Origin of the sequence: Pelagicoccus mobilis, from assembly GCF_016595505.1 — a bacterium.
GTDB lineage: Bacteria > Verrucomicrobiota > Verrucomicrobiia > Opitutales > Opitutaceae > Pelagicoccus > Pelagicoccus mobilis.
Genome location: NZ_JAENIL010000006.1, coordinates 164,403 through 184,644 on the forward strand (window position 1 = coordinate 164,403; position 20,242 = coordinate 184,644).

General features: G+C 52.7%; 10 protein-coding genes and 1 pseudogene. 7 read left to right on the forward strand and 4 right to left on the reverse strand.

Going from position 1 to position 20,242, the window contains the following annotated elements; translation table 11 throughout:
* Nucleotides 1-156 precede the first annotated feature (156 nt).
* The 3 genes from JIN87_RS04560 to JIN87_RS04570 form a co-directional block, all read right to left on the reverse strand.
* Nucleotides 157-1,623, reverse strand: a complete 1,467-nt coding sequence (locus JIN87_RS04560; RefSeq protein WP_200354344.1) for an alpha-L-fucosidase — start codon at nt 1,621-1,623, stop codon at nt 157-159.
* A gap of 207 nt (nt 1,624-1,830) precedes the next feature.
* Nucleotides 1,831-3,210, reverse strand: coding sequence for a sulfatase-like hydrolase/transferase (locus JIN87_RS04565; protein ID WP_200354345.1), 1,380 nt, complete (start codon nt 3,208-3,210; stop codon nt 1,831-1,833).
* A 557-nt stretch (nt 3,211-3,767) separates the two neighbouring features.
* The gene (locus JIN87_RS04570; protein ID WP_200354346.1) at nt 3,768-4,484 is read right to left on the reverse strand and encodes a GDSL-type esterase/lipase family protein; all 717 of its coding nucleotides are present in this window, start codon (nt 4,482-4,484) and stop codon (nt 3,768-3,770) included.
* Between the two features lie 233 nt (nt 4,485-4,717).
* Here JIN87_RS04570 and JIN87_RS04575 point away from each other — a divergent pair, with 233 nt between their 5' ends.
* Complete coding sequence (locus JIN87_RS04575; protein WP_200354347.1) at nt 4,718-6,061, forward strand: glycoside hydrolase family 1 protein; 1,344 nt, start codon at nt 4,718-4,720, stop codon at nt 6,059-6,061.
* 195 nt (nt 6,062-6,256) lie between these two features.
* Nucleotides 6,257-8,566 carry a TonB-dependent receptor gene (locus tag JIN87_RS04580; RefSeq protein WP_234033233.1) on the forward strand — a complete coding sequence of 770 codons (2,310 nt, stop codon included), beginning with the start codon at nt 6,257-6,259 and terminating at the stop codon, nt 8,564-8,566.
* Nucleotides 8,567-8,821: 255 nt separating this feature from the next.
* Here the strand turns inward: JIN87_RS04580 and JIN87_RS04585 are convergent, their stop codons facing one another.
* Nucleotides 8,822-9,829 carry a glycoside hydrolase family 43 protein gene (locus tag JIN87_RS04585; protein ID WP_200354349.1) on the reverse strand — a complete coding sequence of 336 codons (1,008 nt, stop codon included), beginning with the start codon at nt 9,827-9,829 and terminating at the stop codon, nt 8,822-8,824.
* Between the two features lie 205 nt (nt 9,830-10,034).
* On the opposite strand from JIN87_RS04585, the pseudogene yiaK reads away from it, so the two are divergent.
* From yiaK to JIN87_RS04615, 5 genes and pseudogenes are all read left to right on the forward strand, one after another.
* Nucleotides 10,035-11,024: pseudogene (gene yiaK, locus JIN87_RS28120) on the forward strand (3-dehydro-L-gulonate 2-dehydrogenase).
* A gap of 158 nt (nt 11,025-11,182) precedes the next feature.
* A complete protein-coding gene (locus JIN87_RS04600) occupies nt 11,183-12,679 on the forward strand; it encodes an alpha/beta hydrolase (RefSeq protein WP_200354352.1) in 1,497 nt (498 codons plus the stop codon).
* 140 nt (nt 12,680-12,819) lie between these two features.
* Nucleotides 12,820-15,957 (forward strand): beta-galactosidase, LacZ type, encoded by a 3,138-nt coding sequence (lacZ, locus tag JIN87_RS04605; RefSeq protein ID WP_200354353.1) that lies wholly within the window; start codon nt 12,820-12,822, stop codon nt 15,955-15,957.
* A 45-nt stretch (nt 15,958-16,002) separates the two neighbouring features.
* Complete coding sequence (locus JIN87_RS04610) at nt 16,003-18,417, forward strand: glycoside hydrolase family 2 TIM barrel-domain containing protein (RefSeq protein ID WP_200354354.1); 2,415 nt, start codon at nt 16,003-16,005, stop codon at nt 18,415-18,417.
* Nucleotides 18,418-18,424: 7 nt separating this feature from the next.
* Entirely contained in the window at nt 18,425-20,242 is a 1,818-nt protein-coding gene (locus JIN87_RS04615; RefSeq protein WP_200354355.1) for a CocE/NonD family hydrolase, read from the forward strand.

Consider the following 20,242-nt stretch of genomic DNA (forward strand, 5'->3'; position numbering starts at 1 on the left):
CCGATTTACATCGATGATTGAGAGAAAACAGGATTCTGTTCATTTAAATATCGGTGGTTATCAGTGCACATCAGTGTTTTAAAATCACTTAGTAGACAGTTTCTTAGGCTGACTTGATAAACTCCTGAGTGAAGCACTACAGTAATACATGCAGATTTAGAGCGACAACCCGTCAATCTTAAGAGTCCATGCGTACTTACTTGGTTTGGAATTTGGGTTCATTACAGGAAGGTCTACTTCAAGCCCATGATCAGCCTGAGTCCATTCAAGAGGTTCCTTCATTCCTAGTAGAGTGATCTGACAGTCTGGTTCTACTGTCAGATCCTCTACAAACATCTTACCGTCCGAATACCGAGGCATGATACAGTATAAGACATCATCTTTCTGAGTGAACCAAATTTCCTTGTAGGCCACTCCGTCGTCCGGTTCCACTGTTAATTTCAAAATGTCATACTCAACCATGTACTCCCCTCTTTTCTCAATGGGTCGCTCACCCTCAGACCATTGGCAGCTGACTAACCAGGGCTTCGTATCGTAAATTGCCTCACCGTTAACATCAAGCCACTCGCCAATATCCATCAACCTCTGCTGCATAATAACGGGTATACGACCATCCGCAGTTGGTCCGATATTAAGTAGAAAGTTACCACCCCTACTCACAATATCTACAAGCATGTAGATGAATTCGCGAGATGTTTTGTAATCACCAATAGCTTCGGCACGATTAAAGCCATAAGAATATCCCATCCCCCTGCTTTCTTCCCACGGATCAGATGTTTCTCCAACCCCTGAGGTGTACTCTGTTGTATGATATCCTCCATGAGTATGCCGGGAGCCCTTACCCCAACGATCGTTGACGACAATTTCCTCATTGCGGGGCGACTCGTTGTAAACCCAGGCAAGCAACTCTTCAGATCTCCAAGTTTTATCAGAATGCTCCCATTCTCCGTCGCTGAATATAACTGAAGGAGCGTATCTGCTTACCACATCCTTAAACTGCGGGATCATGTGTTTCTCTACATAGAGATCCACATCAGAAACATACAGCGGATTATACCATTCATACAGTGAATAATATATTCCCATTCTTAGCTCAGCTTCTCGAACCGAAGCCGTAAGTTCACCCAATAGATCTCGCCGTGGCCCCGTCGCAAGGCTATTCCAAGGACGCCCCCAGGAGCGATCTGCTTCATCGCTTGGCCATAGACAGTAACCGTCATGATGTTTCGACGTAAGCACTACGTACTTAGCTCCGGAATCTGAAAATAGCTGAGCCCATTCATCCGGATCAAAAAGCTCGGTCGTAAATTTCGGTACGAAATCGTGATAAGTAAAGCTCGCTCCATAAAAGTCATTGTGGAACCCTAACACTTCTTCATGAGCTTTCCGCCCCGGACTCTTCAGATCTTTCCAGTACCATTCAGCATATTGCCCTACCTTCGTAAATGCAGGTACAGAGTATGGTCCCCAATGTATAAAGATTCCAAACTTGGCGTCAGTCCACCAATCCGGCACCTCCCTCTTATCTAACGACTCCCATTCAGGTTCATACGAACCCAAACCCAAACGAGTAAAAATTAGCGAACTGAGAACAACGATAAAAAAGCAAAAACGGTTTTTCATATTTCTTATATCTATCTTTTTGGCTAAAACATGCATTAAAATGCAACGATTTGCTTAAATCGTTACGTCAACAAGCGAATCACAATAGGGTATCTCTATATTTAAAACCGTTTAACGCTCTCGAAACTCGGAAACCAAGCCCCCCCCTGCTACTGCATCCACTCTAACACACAGGCCCATTTTCCCAGTGTCCGTCCGGCAGACAGTCTATTCCCTTTCTATCGCACCATCCCTCTGCCTGCGCAAATTATCGAGATATTGTTCGAGCCGCTCAGAGGAGTACTCTGCAAAAGGCGGTTTCGCTGTAGCTGGAATTCTCTCCAATACCGAACTCAGCTTCTCATGAGAGGTTTTTGACGCGACTGAACCATGGGGATCTATTGGTTCTAATTCATCTGGATCGCGATTCAAATCGAAGAAACGTCCGTCAGAATCGAGCTTGTAGCGTTGGTCTCGCACAACTCTGTTATCGCCGCGCTGCGCGTATATCCATTCACGAGGCCGGTAGTCCTCTCTCCGCTGCAGCAATGGCACCAAGGAGTGCCCATCGGTTGGAAATCCTGCCTGGGAAAGGCCCGACATTTCCAGCAGGGTCGGAAACAAGTCAGAGGAATCAACCAGAGCCTCGGTCGCCCATCCCCCACGTGTGTACATCGGAGCTCTTACTACCAACGGCACCTGAACGCCAGCATTCGTCGTATACGACTTCCCCCGCGACCATTGACGACCATTTACGATTCCTCCAATTAGCGACCCATTGTCCCCCATAAACACAACGATCGTGTTTTCAGAAACTCCGAGAGCATCAATTTCATCGAGAATCTCGCCAATATGATGATCCATGTAAGTTACCGCGTCACCAAACAAGCCGGGCAACTCATCAGGCGGATTCTCGCGATTCCATGGAGTGGGCTCGATCGGGTCGTGCACATCTATCTTGGGATAGAAGAGTAAAAAAGGCCGATCATGGTTTTCGCGAAGGAACTGTAACGCGAACGCCTGACAAACATCTGGGCCATAAGCACCCCGATGGATGCGGCGCACGCCATCAATCTGGAGGTATGGATCCCAATAACGTTCTTCACTCTGAGGATTGTCTGATTCGACCCCCGGCCACACACAATGACGGTCAAAGCCGTGCTGCTTGAGGATATCAGGCTCCAATCTCAGGTCATTTATCTGCCACTTCCCAACAATTGCCGTAGTGTAACCCGCGTCATCCAACAACTGAGGCCAGGTTGGAAATAAATCCGCGGAGAGCCCTTCTCCACCCCACCGAGGCACATCATAGTGCTCAGTCCAACCTGTGTAACCATTGTAGCGTCCCGTCAGTATTGTCACTCTGCTCGGCGTACAGATCGGAGCGGTCCAAGCCGTGCCGAATCGAACACCCTTAGAAGCCAATGAATCAATGTTAGGAGTGCTATGAGCAGCTCCATAAGCGCTAACCCAGTCAATTCCCAAATCGTCAATAAGGATAAAAACGATGTTGGGTTGCAAGGCGCTATGGTTGCGTTCACTGGCAAAGCTATGGGATGTAAAGAGAAAAACCGAAACGAGAACTGCAAGGGAATTGTTGATAAGCATTGTGAATTTTAAGGAGGGCTCGTTGCTATCCTTCGGATACCCCAAAGAAAGATTTTGATATATGAACCGCCTTGATCGTTTTGCAGTACAGTTCGATCTGTAACGTTAAAGTGCTATTTACACATTCCTTGAGTAAGAGAAACGCAGTACCAATAGAGATTTCCTAGCACTTCCCATAATGCCCTGTTAGGGCGTAGTCCACGCCCGCTTATCCACACCGATGTTGCAAGGACGCAGAGGGACCGCAAAGGGGCTACCTTATCCGTTCCTGATATCAACGACCCTAGGCTGGAAACCCACCAATATAATTAACGACCGGACTCTATTCCTGTTCTCCAAAGAAAAAAACGCTATAGACAACTCTTAGTCTCTCTTCACTCAAGTGAGCAGCCTTCCCCCATGAACAGCGCATTCAACTCCAGCATACGTTAGACAAGTCCAACGCATAATCACACCTACCGTGTGTGAAGATCCTACGGAGACTTTCCTACAATTATAGAAAAGAGGAAGGACATCGAGTCCTCCAAGCCCCTTGCTTCAATTAGGGTTTGAACTTCCTAACGACAGAAAACCTCCTCCAGCACCGGGCGTATCGCTTCCGCCCATACGCGATACCCCTCCTCGCTTGGATGATTGAGGTCGGGCAAGAAAAAGTGTTCAGGAGGCGGCTCGCCTTCCTCAATCATGGGCGTCCAAATATCGACGTAGGCGGTTCCAGTGGTACTATCCGTGTAATTCCGCACCAATCGATTTGCTTCCCGATCAAGACCAATCGTATCCCATTTCTGTATACTCGGCTTCATCGAGATAAAGCATACGAGGCAGTTCGGGAGGACCGCATGCACCCGACTCTCAAATTCGATGAACTTCTCCAAAACCGCCTTCGGTCCACCATCGCTCCGCCTCAAGTCGTGGCTGCCTGCGTAAATGAAAATGACCCTCGGCTCATAGACCAACACCACACGATCAAAGAAATACATAACGTCGCTAAACTGTGCCCCGCCAAATCCACGATTAACCACAGGGTAGCCAGCGAAATCCGCCTCCAGCGTCGTCCATTTGCGAATCGAGGAACTCCCAACAAACAAGGCCCCTCCTTTAGCTGGAAACGCTTCTTGGTCCCGTTCCTCAAACGCCACGATGTCCGCTTCAAAGCGACTCGGATCGGTCTGGCCCCTCATCTCTGTGAAAACAAAAAGGCAAACGACAACCCAAAGACAGATCTGCCAACGTTGGTGAACTTCTAAATTCATTCCATCTGCTCTAAGATTCATGGCCGAAAAACCAGCTCATGCTCCTAGGCAAGCAAGCATTTCTCACATTTCCCACGTCCAGTACCAACCGCAATAGAGTCAGGCGCTCCTAAATCAATTTTACGCGTCAAATAGACCAATGGCTTGCCCCACCCATTCCCATCTCTGCCTATCTTGAGCAGCCAATTTTAAAGAGAAAATCCGTCCAGCCCTAGATTTGGACATAACCCGCTTCAACACAACAATAAGTATTTATGAACTCACTACAGTTTCCTGCAAATTTCACTTGGGGTACTGCTGCCGCAGCCCCACAAATCGAGGGAGCTGCCTTCAAGGATGGAAAAGGCGAATCGGTTTGGGATCGCTTCGCACGCATTCCTGGAAAGATCGAGGGGGGAGCGAACCTCGACGTCGCCTGCGACCACTACAACCTCTTTGAAGAGGACTTCGCTCTCATGCGGAGCATGGGTATCAAAGACTACCGACTCTCTATCGCCTGGCCAAGGCTATTCCCAACGGGGGATGGCGAGCCCAATCTCAAGGGCTTCGACTTTTACAAACGCATCTTCGACTCGCTCGAAAGAAACGGAATCACTCCCTGGGTCACTCTCTTCCACTGGGACCTTCCTCAAGGGCTTGAGGACAAAGGAGGCTGGAGAAATCGAGAGACCGCGTATTCGTTCCTTCGTTACACCGAATCAGCCGTCAAAGCGTTTCGCGATCATGTCAAAAACTGGATCACTCTAAACGAGATGCGCTGCTTTACGGTTCTTGCTTACGGAGATGTGCTTCGTCCTCCTGGAATCGTTGAAAGCGAGAAAGTCGTCAACCAAACCTACCATCACGCCCTCCTCGCCCACGGCCTCGCCGTTGGGGCTATCCGTGAACATGGAGGACCGGGCGCTCGAGTAGGAATCGCTGACGATAGCACCATCCCAGTACCCTTTCTCGAAACCTCAGCGCACGCAAGCGCCGCGGCAACCGCATTCCGTCATCTGAATTTCCGCTCCACCGATCCCCTGCTTTCAGGTGGCTACGGGGAACTCTACCATAGCATCGCCAAAGAAAACGCGGCTGATATGGAAGCTCAGGATCAACAAATCATCTGTAGCCCGATGGACTTCTTCGGCCTCAACTGCTACACGGGCGTCTATTGCAGGGCGGGCACGGATTCTCGATTCGACATCCTCCCCTTTCCAGATGGGTACCCCGCCGCAGATGCGGACTGGCTGAAGCTTATCCCCCAAGCCCTCTACTGGGGACCCAAATTCCTCAAGGAGCTCTATTGCATAGAGTCGATCTACATCACTGAGAACGGGGCTGGCTACGACGACGTGCCCACCCCAGAAGGAGAAATCCTCGACTTGCACCGTCGCCAATACGTCAGACAATGCCTTCTTGAACTGAACCGAGGCATCCTAGACGGAAACCCGATCCATGGTTACTTCCTATGGTCCTTCATGGACAACTTTGAATGGCTGGACGGATACACCAAACGCTTCGGTCTCTGCTATACTGATTATCCCACGCAAAAACGAATTCCCAAGCTCACCGCCCACTGGTACAAGGAAGTGATAAGCCAAAACAAATTGCTTTAAGCACCTAAGAGTTCAGGCTCAGGAAGTCGCAATTCCTTCTCCCTTTCAAAAGGTCCGCCTGAAAATTCCAGCCGAATTTGACATCTTATCGAAATCTGGTGCCTTAGCAGTGAATCTCTCGCAAATTCATGTGCGGGATAGGAACGAACGACTTTTGCCCCATCCATTTTCGTACCCATGCCTGCGCGGACCCAAATGACGCTTATGCTTGCGGCCACTATGCCGCTAATGACACTCGGCCAAGATCTTTTCGACCTGAGCCTGGACGAACTGCTGAAGATCAAAATCACCTCCCAAAAGCGTGAGGAAGACCCGCAAAAAGCATCGCTCTCAGTAACAGCAATCAAAGGTCAAAACCTCTCTGATTGGGAAATCGAAAGCTTCCTAGACCTAGAGTCTCAAGTTCCCGGGCTAGTGATCGGACGTTCTGGATACGACCCTAGGCCCGCGATGCGCGGGGCCAGAACCCAGCAGGTCGAACACAACGACCTCGTTCTCGCCTCCTACAACGACGGCGTCTACCAAAGCCGACACGCCCAGACCATGCGCCCCTACCTCGACCTCGAGCGCGTCGAATTCATTCGCGGACCGCAGGGAACCCTTTTCGGACGTAACAGCTACGGCGGCGCCACAAACGCACTCAGCCACAAACCAGAGCTGGGGACGACGGAGTCTGCGGCGAGCCTCTCCATAGGCAGCGATTCATTGGTCGAGGCCAAAGTCTTCACGAACCTACCGGTCGGCGATACTTCAGCCTTTCGCTTTTCCATCGCCGACACCACACGGGACGGCTACATAGAAAATCTTTACGACTCCGAAAAATCGCTCGGAGACCGGGACGGGTTCCTCGCTCGCGGGCAATTCCTTTGGTCGCCCTCGGAAGAGACCAGCTTAAGAATTAAAATCGAGCGTTGGGAGGAAGATTCAAACGGGTACGCTTCATTTGGATACAAACCTATCGGCATTCCAATCGATGCGGCAAGCGGCCTCACCAGCCCTTTCGGCACTCTTGTTCCACTCATCGGAAAGTCCGAAACGCTCGGTAACTCCACTGGCACAACCGGAGCCGGTATGGACTTCGCAAATACGCCTCAAAACGACGGAGCAGCTGAAGCATCGTTAAATCCCTATCAGATCAATAGCGACTACCCTTCCCAACAGCTGATCGAAGAGAATTCTCTCCTTCTCGAATGGGAGCAGAATTTCGACGAAATCAAAGCGCGACTCATTCTCGGGCACTCAGACTTTTTCGACCAAAGATTAGAGGATGGTGACTTCTCAACCTACAACTCAACGGCCGGTGGCCAACGTATGGACTCGCAAACCAGCACCGCCGAGCTCCAGCTGATTTCCCCGGACGACCGCGATCTGCTCTGGATATTTGGAGTGTATTATCTCAAGGAGGACTTGGGTTACGCCTACCTTTGGCGAGAACTCTCCATTCTGGTCAACAACGCTCCCGATCCCACCGCCCCTCCGCGAAACGAATGGGCAAGCTGGATGGAGGAGCTAAGGATGCAGACTGAGTCCCTTGCTCCCTACTTTCAAATTTCCAGCAAGATCACCGACTCATTAAACCTCATACTCGGAGCAAGGTACACCGCTGACAATCGAACATGGTCGCTCGTCGGTCTTAATACCGATACGCCTACGATCCTCTCTTTCACTCGCCCTGTCGTGGAAGACTCGGACCACAAGTGGAACCGCCCGACCTGGAAAGCCGGACTCGAATGGAGCGTAGACGACCAGACATTCCTCTACGCCACAGGGACCACCGGCTTCATGGCTGGAAATTTCAAAACGGGAACGGATGAATACGACGAGCAAACGGTGACCGCGTTCGAGATCGGCTACAAAAGGACCTCCGACGACGATCGAATTCGCCTCAACGCCGCTCTCTTCTTCAACGAATATGAAGACCTCCTCGCAACAACCTTCATCGACCAAGACGGCACAACACTCGGAGTCGTAGACAACGTAGGCTCAATATCTTCCACCGGTCTCGAGATAGAATTCGACTGGCTACCGATCGAAGAACTCCATCTGGGAGCAAGAGCCTCAGTCGCAAATAGCCGCTACGACGATTTCGTATCCTCCAACCCCTTCCAAACCGGAGGAAAAACGATCGGCAACACTCCCAACCAGTTCCAGCTGTACGACACGCAAGTCGCCTTTTCCCCCGACCTTTCCGTATCGCTATTTGCGAGTTACGACCATCACTTAGCCAACGACAGTCGTATTGTCCCCAGAATCTCTATACATTATAACGACGGCTACCGAGCAAACGACGAACCCTATCAATTCGCGCAGCAACCTTCCCTCACCCTTATCGATGCCTCGCTCTCCTGGCACCCTCGCGACGACAACTTTTCTATCAAATTGCTTGCCTCGAATCTAACTGACGAGCTTCGGCTCAACCGAGCCAATCGCTTCGGCGGCGACGTCGCCGTGGTGGACTACGCCCCACCGAGACGCTATGGCATCCAACTTTCCAAGCGCTTCTAGCCACAACGCTTAAACACAAGATAGCTCGCAGCCCTATTAGAACCCATAAAGGCTGCTTGAACGACTTATGCCGCTACCAAAAAGGACCGAGCGCAAAGGTAGCGGCCTTCGTCCCCGATGGCCAATTCACAGTTTTGGGTCGTCAGGACGATAGCAGCGACCTTCCTGACTTTGATTTTTGAATACAACGTAGGAGTTACGTTTTCCAAGAATAATCGGAAACACAGGCGAATGCCCAGCATGCAAAGCGAGCGGTCACTTTTTGCGAAGAGAGCTACCAGTATCTTCGATCTCGATCAGCCTTAAGCGCTCGTCGCCCCGCGGACCATTGGGAGCATGAAGCGAGAGCATCAACCTATCATCAAAAGTTCTAAAGATCATCCCATGGCCACCCTGATTCTTGAACAAGAGTTCCTCCTGCTGCACCCACGGGCCTTCCAATCTACCAGATTCGGACTCCGCGATCGCTACAGCGTATCCTTCTGCATATCCCTTTTCTCCATCACTCGACCATATCATAAGCAACGTTCCTTCCATCGTCTTATACATATAGCAACCGTCGGTAACTTTCCATTCCCTCCTCGAAACCCACTCGCCATCCGATGCCGCGAACATCTTCTTAGGTTCGCCAACAGGGCCAGACAGATCTTTTTCTAGGCGCACATAGTCTATCGTACCATCGACCACCTGTACCCACTCGTGGCAGAAAATCATGTAGGGGATTCCATCTTCGACATACAAGGTACCATCCAAGGCCATCCAGTCTTCGGGAGTATGAGCCTTGTTTTCAAACGGCTGAAACGGTCCCAATGGAGACTCCGAGACAAAAATCTGCGTTCCCCGTTTGTGCATTTCGGGCCAAAATTCCTCATCCCTCGGCTTAGACTGCCCCTCTAGAAACTCCGATGATGTTAGAGTAGTGAAGATATAGTATTTCCCATTGTATTCATGCATCTCAGGAGCCCATACCATGTTTCGAGCCCAAAACTCCTCAGGAATGAGCAACACCGTTTTCGGATGCTGCCAATGCTCCAAATCCGAACTTATATATACCTCGACCCCCTTGGGCTTACTATCATCACCTCTACCTCCCAGACGATTATCCATCTGAGCATACATGTAGTAGAGTTGGGTATCAGAATCTGCATAAATAAACGGATCTCTGATTCGAATCTCCTCAGTTCGCAGCAATGAATCGCTCGACTCTTGGACAGCCGATGCGATGGGTAAAATCAAGCACAATAAGATTGCTGAAAATTTCATAGGTACGGTTCTGAGAATGGCGCTTTCCACGATCATACGGTCTATCCATTCAGGGAAACGAAGAAATACGAAGGTAGAAAAACGATTATCTCGTAAACCTTAGAAAGCTGCGAATCACCGGCCACATCAACCTTGACTTTCCAATTCCGCCCCGTGATTCCGAAGCAACCGAAAGACTGCCAAACGTGACGCCAACCACCCCATCATGCTGGTTCTATCTGCCGATTCCATTAAACAACGCGTTCTTCCCTTTCTCCTAGAAAGAAACTTCAGCGAAAAGGCAGCCAATATCATTGCCGACGCATTCGTAGAGAACAACCTCGAGGGTGTCGATTCTCACGGCTTAGCTCGTTTTCCGAACTTCATCAAGGCAACAGACGCTGGACACGTCCTTCCCACCGAAGGGCCGAAGCGAGTGGCAAGCTTCGGAGCTTGGGAGCAATGGGATGGACTGTGCGGAGCAGGTCCGCTAAATGCTCGAGCTGCCATGGATCGCGCCATCGACCTAGCGAAGGAGTTTGGCATTGGCTGTGTTGCACTCCGGCGAACGAATCATTGGATGCGCGGGGGAGCCTACGGTAAACAAGCAGCGGATGCTGGATATGCAAGTATTTGCTGAACGAATACATTGCCTAACATGCCGCCATGGGGAAGTAGTTTTCCACGTATTGGCAACAACCCACTCGTCATAGCGGCTCCCCACAAAGAAGCGCCAATTGTCTTGGACATGGCAATGACGCAATTCTCGTACGGCAAACTCGAGCAACAGCGTATTCACGGGACACCGCTACCAGTGGACGGCGGCATGGACATCGACGGCAAGCCTACAAAGGACGCGGCAAAAATCCTGGAGTCCGGCAGGCTTCTGCCAGCGGGATTCTGGAAAGGCTCCGGGCTCGCCTTTGCGCTCGATTTACTCGCAAGCCTCATCGCTTCAGGGAACGCCACGTCGCACATCGCCGCATTGCCGAGCGAGCAACAGATTTCCCAAGTATTCCTTGTATTCGACATCAACCGCAGTGGCGAAAAAGAACAAATCGCGGAGCGCGTTTTAGAGGCGATTGACTGGCTGAAGGGCGACGAGCCTGAGAACGTTCGCTATCCAGGAGAAAGAGCCGCTCTAACGCGCGAGAAACGCCTCAGAGACGGAATCCCCGTTCCAGAGGAAATCTGGAACGCGCTTGATAAGCTTTGAGTCACTCATTTCAAGGGTACGAACGATCGAAACGACGGTTATCTTCAAGCCCGATTCCCCTATTCGGGGGATAGACTCAGGAGCAGCTAGAGGCTATTCTGTGGTTTTCACGAAGCTCATTCGCAAAATCCCCCCCCAAAAACCGTTTGCACTCTTAGATGCCCCATCGCGTTCTCCGCTCCCTGCTCATGCTATTGGCATGCGGCACAACTTACTCCCAAGCTACTCCAGCTGACGAAATCATCCACAAAGTAGAAGCCAGGGGTTTCATTAAAAATTGGATCGTAGCGGGCCCTTTCCCGAGCCCGGAAGTCGATGAGCCACTGCCAGATGGAAGCACGCACCTTGGCTTTTACAAAGACTATCTCGCAAGCCGAGGAGGAGAGGCACACAACACGCTGTCGCTCGAAGCCGACCTCACCTATACGAATGAAAAAGGCAAGGCTGTCACGGTATCCCCGCAGCATGTCGTCGTATCCGAAAACGGTATCACCGATCTGGATACTCTCTTCGGTCATCCGGACCACGTGATGGCCTATGCGTTCTGCGAGATCTATTCCGACACTGAGCAGGAAGCAATGATTTCGCTCGGGTCCGACGACGCCATAAAGGTCTGGCTCAACGGCTCCTTAGTTCACAGCAACTACGTCGCCCGCGGGCTCGGATTTGGCCAGGATGTATTCAAAGTTTCACTTAAAAAGGGCAAGAACCTCATACTGGTGAAAGTCGTCGACATGGTCAGGGACTGGGGCTTCGCCATCGAAGTACTGGACAAGCACGCGGCCGCAGAGGAACAGGAGGCGCTTCGGCAGAAACAAGCGAAAATCGACAGGCTCGTTGGAGAGGAACACCTACTTTGGCCAGATGGCCTTCCTGGGAATCCTATCGTATACGATGAGTCGGACCTGATCAAATACGGATCCTGGCTCCCCGATGCCCGCCTACAGATCTCCCGAGCGTACAGCAACGTATCCACTCCGAGCTACTACCTCTATCGAGCTTCCCGCGAAAACAACACCGGCGTAGGCGTTGTAATACTCCCAGGAGGAGGCTACAACGATGTCTGGATCGACAGCGAGGGCCACGAAATCGCTCTTCAATTCCAGGAACAAGGGATTAGCTCAATCGTGCTCAAATACCGAACGAACACGGCCGACCGCACAGGCAAACGCCCCTTCTCGAAGGAGGTTTACCTCCCCGCAGCCACAGAGGACGTCAAGGAAGCGGTCAGAATCCTTCGCGCCCAAGCCGAAGAGCTAGATCTCGATCCCAACAAGATCGGAATCGGCGGCTTCTCTGCAGGCGGACACCTCTCTCTGTCCGTCCTCATCAACCCGGATGAAACAAGCACGGACAGTTACCCCGATTTCGCCTACCTCATCTACCCTTGGCTTCAGGATGGCTACCAAGAGGACATCTCCGGCGCGCAAGACCTACCTCCTCTATTCATCGTAAACGGACTGGACGACACCTCCACCCCCTCCGAAAAAACGCTAAAATTCTACCAGATTCTCAACGAGAAAAACGTCCCCGCTGAACTGCACATTTATTCGAAAGGCACACATGGCTTCGGTCTCGGCCGTGACCACTCAGCGAAACAGTGGACCCGCAGTTTCGAGGCTTGGTTGAAAGACATTGGAATGATCCAGAAGTAAGCGGGAGCAGTTAGGCACCTCCCTTCTTTCCCCAATTCGGGGGATAGACGGAGAAGCGTCCAAGCGATACTCTGAGGGTACGCTGGGAGTCGCGAAATCTGACTCCCCAAGCCACAGGAGAACCCCTTTCCGAAACCTCAATGAACTTCGCAACTGTCGCTAAGCGCGCCCTTCTATACAGCACCTCACTCACCTTCGCTAGCAGCCTTATGGCTCAAAGCCCCGAACTCGAGGATCCCGAAATCTTCCAGATCAACCGCGAAGCGCCGCAGGCCAATTTCACACGCTTCGCATCCGATTCCCCCTCTGCCAACTCCACGCGAGCGGAATCTCCCTACTACCGATCTCTCAACGGTCATTGGAAATTCCACTGGGTTCCCAAGCCCGCCGATCGCCCCATCGGCTTCGAAGCTCCTTCCTACGACGTCTCTGACTGGGACACCATCCCAGTCCCTAGCAACTGGGAGCTAGAAGGCCATGGCATCCCCATCTACGCCAACCTCGTCTACCCTTTTCCGAAGAATCCTCCATTCATAGATCAGTCAGATAATCCCGTCGGCAGCTACCGTCACGAGTTCACAGTTCCCGACTCCTGGGCAAACAAAGACATTTATCTCAGTTTCGGGGCGGTTCGCAGCGCGTTCTACCTCTGGATCAACGGTCAGAGGGTCGGATACAGCGAAGGGAGCAAGACGGAAGCCGAATTCAAAATTAACGACTACCTGCAGGATGGAAAAAACACCTTGGCCCTAGAAGTCTACCGCTGGTCCGATGCCAGCTATTTGGAAGACCAAGATTTCTGGCGCCTCAGCGGCATCGAACGCGACGTCTGGCTCTACGCGACCAACAAGGCCACTCTCAAGGACCTCACCATCATCGCAAACCTCGACGACCGCTACGTAAACGGGGAGTTCTCCACCACCGTCGAACTCAGCAACAGCGATTCCAAGGACCAGACTCTCCAGTTCGCAGCCACGCTTTACGATGGCGAAAATGAAGTCTTCACGTTCGAAGAATCCGTGCAGGTAACAGCTGGGAATACCAAGACCATCAATTTGGAGAAAACCATTCCAAACGTTCGCAAATGGACAGCCGAAACGCCTGAACTCTATTCACTAAAAGTCCTCGTCCAACCCGACAAGGGAGATCCCGAATCGACCCGATTCGACGTCGGTTTTCGCCGAATCGAAATCAAAAACGCCCAACTGCTCGTCAACGGAAAGGCCGTTTACCTAAAGGGCGTCAACCTCCACGACCATCACCCCATAACCGGACACGTCATGGAGCAGGAGCTCACCCTCAAGGACCTGCAATTGATGAAGGAGAACAACATCAACGCCATCCGCTGCAGCCACTATCCCAAGGAAGACGCATTCTACACGCTCTGCGACCGCCTCGGCTTCTACGTCGTCGACGAGGCCAACATCGAAGTCCACGGCATGGGCACCACTAATCAAGGTTTGTTCAAAGTCTGGATCCATCCTGCCTACCGCAAGGAATGGAAAGGCGCTTTTCTTGATCGTACTGAGCGCATGTACGAACGCTCCAAAAACCACCCTTCCATCATCATCTGGTCGTTGGGCAACGAAGCCGGTAACGGACAAAACCAATTCGCCGCATACGACTGGCTAAAGTCAATTCAGGACACGCGGCCCGTCCAGTACGAGGGAGCAACTCACTTTCCGAACTCCGATCTCCAAGTTCCTATGTATTGGAAAATCGAAGACATGATCAAATATGCAGAGAAAACGCCCGAACGCCCCCTCATCCAGTGCGAATACGCCCATGCCATGGGCAACAGCGTAGGCAATCTGCAGGACTACTGGGACGTCATCGAATCCTACGACATCATGCAAGGCGGCTTCATTTGGGACTGGGTCGACCAAGGGCTCCTAGCCAAAGACGAAAACGGCAACTCGTTCTGGGCCTATGGGGGACACCTCGGTAGCGGACACCTCAGGCACGACCAGAATTTCTGCCTCAATGGCCTCATCAACGCCGACCGCACCCCGCATCCCGCTCTTTTCGAAGTCAAAAAAGTCTACCAGTTCATCAAGTTCCGCGACTTCGAAGCAGATTCAAAGACAATCGAAATTGCCAACGGATACGACTTCACACCCCTCGCTGATTTCCAATTCAGTTGGACCCTGCTAAAAAATGGCGAAGCAATCGCAAGCGGTGATCTGCCCACTCTCAACATCGCCCCAGGCGAATCCCGTCGCGTCAAACTGGATACGCTTGATTACGACCCAAGAAACGGGGAGTTCCTTCTGAACCTATCCGCTAAGCTCGCGGTGGAGAAACCACTCCTTCCCATAGGCTATGAGCTCGCAGCCGAACAATTCGCTCTCTCAGATATAAATCTAGAAAGAGCCGGGATCACGTCTCAGGAAAACAGTGCCTTAAGCGTAAACGAAAACGGAAGCGAGCTTCTCGTATCAGGACCAGAATTCGAAATCGCCTTCGATGCAAAAACGGGTGCCTTGAGCGGCCTTTCCTACTCCGGCAAACAAATGATCAAGGAGGCCTTGAGGCCAAACTTCTGGCGAGCCCCAACCGATAACGACTTCGGCTACAACATGCCTAAAACCCACGCGATCTGGAAGCAGGCGACCGAAGATCAAGTTTTGCAGCAATTCAGCCATGACACACTCTCCGACGGTTCCGTTCAAGTCGTATCCATATTGGATATCGCATCTGGACATGCGAAGATCCAGGTCACGTACTCGATTTATGGAGACGGCTCCATCCACGTAAACAATGAGCTCGACATCCAGAAAGCCAGACTGCCAGACCTTCCGAGATTCGGAAACAATATCGTATTACACGAGGAGTACTCAAACGCTTCCTGGTACGGACGAGGCCCTTTCGAAAACTATTCGGACCGTAAGACCGCAGCATTCGTCGGACAATACCAGTCTAGCGTCGATGAACTCCTCTTCGCCTACGGGCGACCACAAGAGAATGGATACCGAACCGACACCCGCTGGCTCACATTGACCAATAGCGACGGCGTCGGAATCCGAATCCAAGGCATTGACCGCGCCTTCGGCTTCAACGCGCGGCACCAGTACGAATCCGATTTCGATCCCGGCATGCAAAAAGCCCAGCGACGCACCAGTGACATCGTTCGCCGCCCTCTCGTTAGCGTAAACATCGATCACTCCCAGATGGGTGTAGGCGGCGACAACAGTTGGGGCAACAGACCACACGACCAGTACCTCGTCTCGGCTGAGGACATGTCTTATTCCTACTTGATTTCGCCAATCGGCAACTAAGTGGCGAGGCGCAATTGTCGCCTTTCTCCACAACCACTTGAAAACATGACTTCCACTTCACTCACTCTCTCCCTCGCATCTCTGGCCATCTGCGGTTCCACCTTGGCCCAAGGCTTCGGCGAATCACAAAAAATCCACGAATGGAGATTCCATTTAGCCGATTCCACTACAGCGGATACGCCCCCTAGCGACAGCCAGAATTGGCGAGACATCATCGTTCCCCACGACTGGAGTGTCGAGTATCCAGCCAGCCCCGACAAATCCAGTTGTACCGGTTACCTCCCCGGCGGCATCGGCTGGTACCAAACCGAAATCGATATTCCAAGCGACTCACTTGGGGACAAACGCTACTACCTCTATTTCGAAGGCGTCTACAACCGTAGCCAAGTTTTCCTCAACGGAACGCTGCTAGGCGAGCGACCAAACGGATACGTTTCCTTCCAATACGACATAACCCCTCACCTCGACCCTGGCGGTGAAAACGTCCTCAGCGTTCGAGTTGATCACAGTCTCGATGCCGATTCGCGCTGGTACACCGGATCGGGCATCTACCGTCCAGTTCATCTTGTCACCGCGAATCCAATACACTTCGCCCAGTGGGGCATCAGCTATGAAGCGACCTTAAACGAGTCGGGCGAAGCAACCCTAACCCTCGAGGCCGAGGTAGAGAACCACCTCCAAGGAGACTCCAAAGAGCTAAGCATTGAACACACCCTCATCGGCCCGGATGGTCAAAAAGTAGCCGCCACAAGCAATCCAATAAACGTAGATAGTGGCGGCAGAAACACACAGAGCAGTAGTTTCACTCTCTCGAATCCCCAGCTATGGAGCGTCACCAGTCCCGCCCTCTACCGTCTGGAGTCACGTCTCACAGAGAACGGCCAACTTCTCGACTCCAGTTCAACCCCCGTCGGCATCCGCTCTCTCGGCTTCGATCCCGACCACGGATTTTCGCTCAATGGTGAACCCATGAAGATCAAAGGCGTTTGCCTGCACCACGACGCCGGCGTTCTCGGCTCCGCAGTTCCCAAAATCGTCTGGCGCGAGCGCTTGCAGTCGCTCAAGGAAATCGGCGTCAACGGGATCCGCATGAGCCATAACCCACAAGCCACCGACCTCTACGATCTGTGCGACGAGCTTGGCTTCCTCGTCATGGACGAGGCCTTCGATGAATGGGAATACCCAAAAAAGAAATGGATCAAAGGCTGGAACAAAGGAAAGCCCGGCTTCCAAGGCTCCGCTGACTTCTTCGAAGAATGGGGAGAACGCGATCTTGCCGCCATGGTCAAACGCGACCGCAACCACCCTTCCATCATCATGTGGAGCATCGGCAACGAAGTCGACTATCCCAACGATCCCTACAGCCACCCCATTCTCGATCAGGAAGGTATCGGCCAGCAGCACGTAGCTGGATACCAAAAGAAACAGCCAAACGCGGAGCGCCTGGGTGACATCGCCAAACGCCTCGCCGCCGTCGTCAGAAAACACGATACTTCACGTCCAGTCACGGCCGCCCTCGCCGGGGCCGTGATGTCCAATCAGACCGAATACCCTGCCGCCTTGAACGTAGTGGGCTACAACTACACCGAATCTCGCTACGAAGTGGACCATAAAAACTACCCTGAACGCGTGCTCTACGGCAGCGAAACGCGCCACGACCTACCTGCGTGGAAAGCTGTATCGGACAACGATTTCATCTTCGGCCAATTCATCTGGACCGGCTTCGACTACCTCGGAGAGTCGGGCCGCTGGCCCTCGCGCGGATTCACCACGGGCATGGTCGATCTCGCAAACACAATCAAGCCACGCGGACACTTTCGGCGAGCTCTGTGGTCCGACAAACCCGTTGCCTATCTCGGCACCTATCCAAAAAGCAAATACATCTCTATGGACGCTGGCCGAAGCTGGGACTACAATCCCGGTCAGACTATCAGAGCCGTTTGTTACACAAATGGCGACGAGGCAGAACTTCTTCTCAATGGAAAAACGATCGGACCACGCAAGGCCTACGATCCAGAAACTGCCATCATTCATTGGGATATACCTTACCAAGAGGGCAAACTCGAAGTCATCGCCTACAAAAACGGAAAGCCGATCGCCCGCGACAGCCTCTCGCCCGACGGAATCCCAACCGCAATACGAGCCGAACCATCTAAACTGAAGTTGGCTTCCCAATACGACGTCACTCCCATCGAGATCACAATCGTCGACGAACAAGGACAGCTCGTCTACGGAGCAAACCATGAGATCGCTTGCGAAATAAAGGGTCCCGGCAGATTGCTGGGACTCGAAAACGCATCCCACGACGCCTCAGAAAACCACCGCGACAACAAAGCTCATACGAAAAACGGCAGACTCGTCGCCTACATTCAGGCCCTTGAATCGGAAGGGACCATTACGGTGAGCTTTTCCAACAGGGACCTCCCCTCCACGGAACTCACCCTCCAGATCCAACGCTAATTCTCCCATGATAAGGACATTCCTTCTCGCCCTCACCCTCAGCAGTTGCCTCGTGGCCAGCGATGACGCCATCCGCAAAGAGCGTAGCGTCATGATCCCCATGCGGGATGGCGTGCATCTGTCAACGGATCTCTATTTTCCCGCAGAAGCCCGTGAAGAGCTTCCCGTCGTCCTCATCCGAACCGTCTACGGCAAACAGCACGTTATCGATTGGGACCCCCTCTATCGGGAGCTGGTTCGCCAAGGCTACGCGCTCGCCATTCAAGATATCCGAGGCCGCTTCGAATCAGAAGGTCAGTACCGTAGGCGCGAAGACGGATACGACACTGTCGAATGGCTAACCACCCGCCCTTGGTCCAACGGCAAACTCGGCACCGTTGGATGCTCTTACCAGGGCGAGGCCCAACTCGTGCTCGCCGCGGCCAAACACCCCAACCACATCACCTCCATTCCCCTCGCTCCCGCCTCCGGCTACTACAAACCCGGCCGAGCCTGGCAGTCCTTCTCCGGGGGCGTCTTCGAGCTCGCCCAAACCGCCGGCTGGTTCGCTAGCAATGGCAGCAAAGTCTTCTACCAACCACCGCCTCACATCGATCGCCAGGAGTGGTTTCAGTCGCCGGACGCCGCTCATTTCGATCCCGCCCCCAAAGTAGACTTCGACCACTACCTGACCTTCCTCGACACGCTCCCCATCGATACCCTCCTTGATCGAGCCGACACCCCGCCTTCCGACTACAAGCTCTGGGCCACCAGCAACCCAGACGGTCCCTACTTCCGCAATCTCGACCTCGTGCAAGCTCACGACAACTTCAACATCCCCGCCCTCTTCATCGATTCCTGGTACGACTACGGCCCGGAGGAAACCCTCGAGATATTCAAGCTCTTCAGCAAAAACGCCCTCAGTGAGCGAGCCGCCCAAAACCAGTTCATCATCATGGCTCCCAGCACTCACTGCGGCTTCAGCGATGCCACCGAGAACACCCTCGTCGGCGACCGCCCACTCGGCGACGCCCGTATGCCCATCCAAGACCTACAGATCCGCTGGCTCGACCATTGGTTGAAAGGCGAGGACAATGGAGCCACCGACATGCCCAAGGTGCAATACTACCTCATGGGCAAAAACGAATGGAAGAGCAGCCCCACTTGGCCTCCCGCAAACAGCCACCCGCAAAAGTGGTACCTCGGCAGCGGCGGTCAGGCCAACAGCCGGCTCGGCGACGGTACCCTATCCCGTCAATCGTCATCAAAAAGCGGATACGACAGTTTTGTCTACGACCCCAACAATCCCGTACCTTCCCTAGGCGGTCACACCTGCTGCACCGGTAGCGACACCGAAGCCGGCGGCTACGATCAATCGGAAATCGAACTCCGCAACGACATCCTAGTCTACACCTCCGCCCCCCTCGAGCAAGGTCTAGAAGTCACTGGTTCCATCGAGCTCGTCCTGCACGTTTCCTCCTCCACAGTCGATACCGACTTCACCGCCAAGCTCGTTGACGTCTACCCAGACGGTCGGGCCTTCAACATCCAAGAAGGTGCCCTACGAATGCGCTACCGCGACGGCTTCGAGAACCCAAGCCTCATCGAGCCCGACGAAAGCTACGAAATCCGCATCGACCTAAGGGCCACTAGCAACTACTTCGCCCCCGGCCACCGCATCCGTCTCGAGGTCACCAGCTCCAACTTCCCCCGCTGGGAACGCAACCTAAACACCGGCGGCAACAACTACGATGAAACCGTAGGCACCATCGCCTTTAACACCGTCCACCATTCGACCACCCAGCCTTCCTACCTCCTGCTCCCAGTTGTAGGCGAAAAGGAATAG